The organism is Pseudomonas sp. W17 (assembly GCF_040268305.1).
GTDB lineage: Bacteria > Pseudomonadota > Gammaproteobacteria > Pseudomonadales > Pseudomonadaceae > Aquipseudomonas > Aquipseudomonas protegens.
Map to the genome: position 1 here is coordinate 6,435,118 of NZ_CP158490.1, position 7,383 is coordinate 6,442,500.

The window sequence follows — 7,383 nt, forward strand, 5'->3', positions numbered from 1 at the left end:
TGGAGATATATCAAGAACTTATTCGATGACCTTGGCTACGACGCCAGCGCCGACGGTACGACCGCCTTCACGGATAGCGAAACGCAGACCATCTTCCATCGCGATGGTTTTGATCAGAGTGACAGTCATCTGGATGTTGTCACCTGGCATTACCATTTCAACGCCTTCTGGCAGCTCGCAGTTACCAGTCACGTCAGTAGTACGGAAGTAGAACTGTGGACGGTAGCCTTTGAAGAACGGAGTATGACGGCCGCCTTCTTCCTTGCTCAGAACGTAAACTTCAGCGGTGAACTTGGTGTGCGGCTTAACGGTGCCTGGCTTAACCAGAACCTGGCCACGCTCAACGTCGTCACGCTTGGTACCACGCAGCAGAACACCGCAGTTCTCGCCAGCACGACCTTCGTCGAGCAGCTTGCGGAACATTTCAACGCCGGTGCAGGTAGTTTTCTGAGTGTCGCGCAGACCAACGATCTCAACTTCTTCCTGGATGCGAACGATACCACGCTCAACACGGCCAGTTACCACGGTACCACGACCGGAGATCGAGAACACGTCTTCGATTGGCATCAGGAACGGCTTGTCGATTGCACGCTCTGGCTCTGGGATGTAGGTATCCAGAGTTTCTACCAGACGCTTAACAGCGGTGGTACCCATTTCGTTGTCGTCTTGGCCGTTCAGAGCCATCAGAGCCGAACCGATGATGATCGGAGTGTCGTCACCTGGGAAGTCGTAAGTGCTCAGCAGATCGCGCACTTCCATCTCAACCAGTTCCAGCAGCTCAGCGTCGTCAACCATGTCAGCCTTGTTCAGGAAGACAACAATGTACGGAACGCCTACCTGACGGGACAACAGGATGTGCTCACGAGTTTGCGGCATCGGACCATCGGCAGCCGAGCAAACCAGGATCGCGCCGTCCATCTGGGCAGCACCAGTGATCATGTTTTTGACGTAGTCGGCGTGACCTGGGCAGTCAACGTGCGCGTAGTGACGAATGTTCGAGTCGTACTCTACGTGCGCGGTGTTGATGGTGATACCACGAGCCTTTTCTTCTGGGGCGCTGTCGATCTTGTCGAAGTCAACACGAGCCGAACCGAAAACTTCGGAGCAAACGCGAGTCAGAGCAGCAGTCAAAGTGGTTTTACCGTGGTCAACGTGACCGATAGTACCCACGTTAACGTGCGGCTTATTACGTTCGAACTTTTCCTTAGCCATCGAAATCACCCCTAGGAGAAGAATTGAGCAAGTCACCCAAGCCATTAAAACAAAGGCAGATATTTTCATATCTGCCTTGTTATATGGAGCTCTTGAGCGGATTTGAACCGCTGACCTCACCCTTACCAAGGGTGTGCTCTACCAACTGAGCTACAAGAGCGTAACACTTTGCAAAACCTGCAAACTTGGAGCGGGTAGCGGGAATCGAACCCGCATCATCAGCTTGGAAGGCTGAGGTTCTACCACTAAACTATACCCGCGGAGCCTGCAGCTCTCGCTAAATCTGGTGGAGGGGGAAGGATTCGAACCTTCGAAGTCGTAGACGTCAGATTTACAGTCTGATCCCTTTGGCCGCTCGGGAACCCCTCCTAAGCGAGGCGACATTCTATATCATGCCACCCTTCTGTCAAGCATTTTCTCAATAAAATCTTGAGGTTAGCTGCGTTGACCTCGCTTCGCGACGCTGACTTCGTGAAGTCTTCGCTGCGGAGCGGGCGCCATTCTATGCAACCTATTCGACAGTTGCAACCCCCTCGCAAGGCATTATTTTATGTTTTAACTCATTGAATTCTTTAGCAAGGTTCTGCAATTGCAGATCATCCAGCAAATGCTTGCTCTCGGGAGTCACACGAAGCCAAAAACCAGAAGAACCAGGAACACTCAAGGACTGCAGCCTGACATCAGCCCCCAGCCCTACAAGCCGCTGCTCCAACATCTGAGCCGTATCTCGACGAGCAAAGCCCCCCAGATAAAGACAGCTTGCATCAACCTCCCCTGACCTACCTTTATCCCGCCGCTCGACCGAATCAGAAGACTCACTCAACAAACGGATATCCTGCTGAGTACCTCGATAGAGTGAGAGAGGCATGACCTCTTTCGCACGAAGCGGTGCTTCCTGCTGATGCCAGATGTAATAAAAGCCATTGAGGACCAATAACAACAGAAACAACCAGCGCATAAAAACCTCAAGACAGAGGACAAGGCTTAAACAACTCGAAAAGATGGATCACGTACAAGCTGATCTTGCGGAACCGATGCAACACTCAAAGCCCCACCCCACACAAGGAATCAGCCCCCCCCTACCTTCTAGCCGTAGATCGCGCAAGCGCACATTGACGACCGAACTCATGAGCCATCACGCAACCTTAGACTGAGCTCCCCGCCGCTATACGTTTTCTCCTCCCCCTCAACGCTCAACCGCAAAGCTCCTTGGCGATCAATACCCAACACAACACCATCGATCTTATTTACGCCCGCGATCAGAGACACAGCACGCCCCTGCCAGAGGTGACCTTGCTCCCACTCGCCCTGGATCGCGGAGAAGCCATTCAGCCGATGACGCTCCAGATAAGACACAAGAACCTCATTCAATCGAGCAACAAGCTGATTGCGATCAATAACCTTGCCAGACTCCAACCTCACCGAAGTCCACTCCTGATCGATCTCTTCAGCGCTTTGCATATTCACATTGATCCCAATGCCCAGAACCACATGACACACATCCGCAGGATCACCCACCAACTCCAAAAGTATCCCCGCGACCTTCTTCTGACCAACCAAAACATCATTTGGCCACTTCAAACCCGCACCAGGAATTCCATACTCACGAAGGGTATGCATGACCGCCAACCCAACGACCAGGCTAAGCCCTTCCAATTGCCGGAGACCTCCGTCCATACGCAAGACGAGGCTGTAATAGATATTTTCGGCAAAAGGGCTTACCCACTTACGACCACGACGGCCTCGCCCCACCGTCTGGCGCTCAGCTAGCACAAGAAAAGGAGCCACACTCCCTTCTTCAATGGATCGCAGCGCCTGTGCATTCGTGGAGTCGATAGAGTCGAGAATTCGGATATCCCAGGAGCCACTGGAAATAGAGGAGCGACCTATCTCAGCACTGCTCAGCAATGTGATTGGAGTGGCCAGCTGGTAACCGCGGCCTCGCACCTTATGAATGACAAGCCCCAACTCCGCCTCAAGAAGCTGTAACTGCTTCCATATAGCACTACGGCTAACACCCAGCGCCTGACCGAGCGCCTGACCCGAGTGAAATCGCCCATCTTTCAGAAGCTCTAACAACGTCGACATGCAGTTTCCGCCTCACCATGAGGCAGGCATGATAGCCATGCCCAGCGCCATTGCATAGAAACCCCCACCTGACGAGCAAGTCGATCGAGACAGCAAAAAATCAAACCTATTTTTCACGCGCAAAAACAAAACCCCAACTGCATATGCAGTTGGGGTTTCGGAATTTAATCTTGACGATGACCTACTCTCACATGGGGAAACCCCACACTACCATCGGCGATGCATCGTTTCACTTCTGAGTTCGGGATGGGATCAGGTGGTTCCAACGCTCTATGGTCGTCAAGAAATTCGGTAGCCAGTCCGTTGCTTGTGCAACGTGCCAGCGAATGGGTATGTAATAGATTTGTGTGTTCGCAAACTTTCGGTTTGTATCGTCTTCACACACCGCAACTCGCTTCTTAAGCAAATTGCTTGGGTGTTATATGGTCAAGCCTCACGGGCAATTAGTATTGGTTAGCTCAACGCCTCACAGCGCTTACACACCCAACCTATCAACGTCGTAGTCTTCGACGGCCCTTTAGGGAACTCAAGGTTCCAGTGAGATCTCATCTTGAGGCAAGTTTCCCGCTTAGATGCTTTCAGCGGTTATCTTTTCCGAACATAGCTACCCGGCAATGCCACTGGCGTGACAACCGGAACACCAGAGGTTCGTCCACTCCGGTCCTCTCGTACTAGGAGCAGCCCCTCTCAAATCTCAAACGTCCACGGCAGATAGGGACCGAACTGTCTCACGACGTTCTAAACCCAGCTCGCGTACCACTTTAAATGGCGAACAGCCATACCCTTGGGACCGGCTTCAGCCCCAGGATGTGATGAGCCGACATCGAGGTGCCAAACACCGCCGTCGATATGAACTCTTGGGCGGTATCAGCCTGTTATCCCCGGAGTACCTTTTATCCGTTGAGCGATGGCCCTTCCATACAGAACCACCGGATCACTAAGACCTACTTTCGTACCTGCTCGACGTGTCTGTCTCGCAGTCAAGCGCGCTTTTGCCTTTATACTCTACGACCGATTTCCGACCGGTCTGAGCGCACCTTCGTACTCCTCCGTTACTCTTTAGGAGGAGACCGCCCCAGTCAAACTACCCACCATACACTGTCCTCGATCCGGATAACGGACCTGAGTTAGAACCTCAAAGTTGCCAGGGTGGTATTTCAAGGATGGCTCCACGCAAACTGGCGTTCACGCTTCAAAGCCTCCCACCTATCCTACACAAGCAAATTCAAAGTCCAGTGCAAAGCTATAGTAAAGGTTCACGGGGTCTTTCCGTCTAGCCGCGGATACACTGCATCTTCACAGCGATTTCAATTTCACTGAGTCTCGGGTGGAGACAGCGCCGCCATCGTTACGCCATTCGTGCAGGTCGGAACTTACCCGACAAGGAATTTCGCTACCTTAGGACCGTTATAGTTACGGCCGCCGTTTACCGGGGCTTCGATCAAGAGCTTCGCGTTAGCTAACCCCATCAATTAACCTTCCGGCACCGGGCAGGCGTCACACCCTATACGTCCACTTTCGTGTTTGCAGAGTGCTGTGTTTTTAATAAACAGTCGCAGCGGCCTGGTATCTTCGACCGGCATGAGCTTACGGAGCAAGTCCTTCACCCTCACCGGCGCACCTTCTCCCGAAGTTACGGTGCCATTTTGCCTAGTTCCTTCACCCGAGTTCTCTCAAGCGCCTTGGTATTCTCTACCCAACCACCTGTGTCGGTTTGGGGTACGGTTCCTAGTTATCTGAAGCTTAGAAGCTTTTCTTGGAAGCATGGCATCAACCACTTCGTCACCTAAAAGGCAACTCGTCATCAGCTCTCGGCCTTAGAACCCCGGATTTACCTAAGATTCCAGCCTACCACCTTAAACTTGGACAACCAACGCCAAGCTGGCCTAGCCTTCTCCGTCCCTCCATCGCAATAACTAGAAGTACAGGAATATTAACCTGTTTTCCATCGACTACGCTTTTCAGCCTCGCCTTAGGGACCGACTAACCCTGCGTCGATTAACGTTGCGCAGGAAACCTTGGTCTTTCGGCGTGGGTGTTTTTCACACCCATTGTCGTTACTCATGTCAGCATTCGCACTTCTGATACCTCCAGCAAGCTTCTCAACTCACCTTCACAGGCTTACAGAACGCTCCTCTACCGCATCACTTACGTGATACCCGTAGCTTCGGTGTATGGTTTGAGCCCCGTTACATCTTCCGCGCAGGCCGACTCGACTAGTGAGCTATTACGCTTTCTTTAAAGGGTGGCTGCTTCTAAGCCAACCTCCTAGCTGTCTAAGCCTTCCCACATCGTTTCCCACTTAACCATAACTTTGGGACCTTAGCTGACGGTCTGGGTTGTTTCCCTTTTCACGACGGACGTTAGCACCCGCCGTGTGTCTCCCATGCTCGGCACTTGTAGGTATTCGGAGTTTGCATCGGTTTGGTAAGTCGGGATGACCCCCTAGCCGAAACAGTGCTCTACCCCCTACAGTGATACATGAGGCGCTACCTAAATAGCTTTCGAGGAGAACCAGCTATCTCCGAGCTTGATTAGCCTTTCACTCCGATCCACAGGTCATCCGCTAACTTTTCAACGGTAGTCGGTTCGGTCCTCCAGTCAGTGTTACCTAACCTTCAACCTGCCCATGGATAGATCGCCCGGTTTCGGGTCTATTCCCAGCGACTAGACGCCCTATTAAGACTCGCTTTCGCTACGCCTCCCCTATTCGGTTAAGCTTGCCACTGAAAATAAGTCGCTGACCCATTATACAAAAGGTACGCAGTCACAGAACAAAGTCTGCTCCCACTGCTTGTACGCATACGGTTTCAGGATCTATTTCACTCCCCTCTCCGGGGTTCTTTTCGCCTTTCCCTCACGGTACTAGTTCACTATCGGTCAGTCAGTAGTATTTAGCCTTGGAGGATGGTCCCCCCATATTCAGACAAGGTTTCTCGTGCCCCGTCCTACTCGATTTCATGACTAAGAGATTTTCGCGTACAGGGCTATCACCCACTATGGCCGCACTTTCCAGAGCGTTCCGCTAATCTCAAAGCCACTTAAGGGCTAGTCCCCGTTCGCTCGCCACTACTAAGGGAATCTCGGTTGATTTCTTTTCCTCAGGGTACTTAGATGTTTCAGTTCCCCTGGTTCGCCTCTTGCACCTATGTATTCAGTACAAGATAACCATCTTATGATGGCTGGGTTCCCCCATTCAGAGATCTCCGGATCAAAGTCTGTTTGCCGACTCCCCGAAGCTTATCGCAGGCTACCACGTCTTTCATCGCCTCTGACTGCCAAGGCATCCACCGTATGCGCTTCTTCACTTGACCATATAACCCCAAGCAATCTGGTTATACTATGAAGACGACATTCGCCGAAAATTTGCATTCTTAATTAAAAGAGAACTCACAAATTTTACCTTAGCCTGATCCGTTACCAGTGAAAGTAACGTTCAGTCTATCTTTCTATCACATACCCAAATTTTTAAAGAACGATCTAATCAAAAGACTAGAAATCAACATTCAAAGTGAATGCTCATTTCTAAGCTTTCAGAAGCAGTTTATGGTGGAGCCAAGCGGGATCGAACCGCTGACCTCCTGCGTGCAAGGCAGGCGCTCTCCCAGCTGAGCTATGGCCCCATAACAAAATTGGTGGGTCTGGGCAGATTCGAACTGCCGACCTCACCCTTATCAGGGGTGCGCTCTAACCAACTGAGCTACAGACCCAATTTCGAGCTTGTAACTGTTAGCTTGGAGCTATCAGCTTGGAGCTTAAAGCTGCTTCTATCGTCTTCTTCAATGAATCAAGCAATTCGTGTGGGAGCTTATGAAGCAGCTGATGTCGTCGATTAAGGAGGTGATCCAGCCGCAGGTTCCCCTACGGCTACCTTGTTACGACTTCACCCCAGTCATGAATCACACCGTGGTAACCGTCCTCCCGAAGGTTAGACTAGCTACTTCTGGTGCAACCCACTCCCATGGTGTGACGGGCGGTGTGTACAAGGCCCGGGAACGTATTCACCGCGACATTCTGATTCGCGATTACTAGCGATTCCGACTTCACGCAGTCGAGTTGCAGACTGCGATCCGGACTACGATC

At 51.7% G+C, this 7,383-nt stretch carries 3 protein-coding genes, 5 tRNA genes and 3 rRNA genes (1 of these 11 only partly in view); all 11 read right to left on the reverse strand.

The window, feature by feature from the left end; translation table 11 throughout:
* Positions 1–18: 18 nt before the first annotated feature.
* Positions 19–1,212, reverse strand: a complete 1,194-nt coding sequence (gene tuf, locus ABCR88_RS29660; protein ID WP_011063776.1) for an elongation factor Tu — start codon at positions 1,210–1,212, stop codon at positions 19–21.
* Between the two features lie 84 nt (positions 1,213–1,296).
* Positions 1,297–1,372 (reverse strand) — tRNA-Thr (locus tag ABCR88_RS29665).
* A 26-nt stretch (positions 1,373–1,398) separates the two neighbouring features.
* Positions 1,399–1,472 (reverse strand) — tRNA-Gly (locus ABCR88_RS29670).
* A 24-nt stretch (positions 1,473–1,496) separates the two neighbouring features.
* A tRNA-Tyr gene (locus ABCR88_RS29675) sits at positions 1,497–1,581 on the reverse strand.
* Between the two features lie 142 nt (positions 1,582–1,723).
* Positions 1,724–2,170: a hypothetical protein gene (locus ABCR88_RS29680; RefSeq protein ID WP_041120050.1), complete on the reverse strand. Its 447-nt coding sequence runs from the start codon at positions 2,168–2,170 to the stop codon at positions 1,724–1,726.
* 167 nt (positions 2,171–2,337) lie between these two features.
* Entirely contained in the window at positions 2,338–3,300 is a 963-nt protein-coding gene (birA, locus tag ABCR88_RS29685) for a bifunctional biotin--[acetyl-CoA-carboxylase] ligase/biotin operon repressor BirA (protein ID WP_053160208.1), read from the reverse strand.
* Positions 3,301–3,468: 168 nt separating this feature from the next.
* Positions 3,469–3,584: ribosomal RNA gene (rrf, locus tag ABCR88_RS29690) — 5S ribosomal RNA — on the reverse strand.
* A 138-nt stretch (positions 3,585–3,722) separates the two neighbouring features.
* Positions 3,723–6,614 (reverse strand): 23S ribosomal RNA (locus tag ABCR88_RS29695).
* A 233-nt stretch (positions 6,615–6,847) separates the two neighbouring features.
* A tRNA-Ala gene (locus ABCR88_RS29700) sits at positions 6,848–6,923 on the reverse strand.
* Between the two features lie 10 nt (positions 6,924–6,933).
* Positions 6,934–7,010 (reverse strand) — tRNA-Ile (locus ABCR88_RS29705).
* Between the two features lie 123 nt (positions 7,011–7,133).
* A 16S ribosomal RNA gene (locus ABCR88_RS29710) occupies positions 7,134–7,383 on the reverse strand (it continues 1,289 nt past the right edge of the window).
* Together the 16S, 23S and 5S rRNA genes with 2 tRNA genes alongside form the textbook arrangement of a ribosomal RNA operon.

Bases quoted from the DNA above. Each gene is read 5' to 3' on its own strand.
- birA (WP_053160208.1), bottom strand. From the start codon at position 3,300: ATGTCGACGTTGTTAGAGCTTCTGAAAGATGGGCGATTTCACTCGGGT.
- tuf (WP_011063776.1), bottom strand. From the start codon at position 1,212: ATGGCTAAGGAAAAGTTCGAACGTAATAAGCCGCACGTTAACGTGGGT.
- ABCR88_RS29680 (WP_041120050.1), bottom strand. From the start codon at position 2,170: ATGCGCTGGTTGTTTCTGTTGTTATTGGTCCTCAATGGCTTTTATTAC.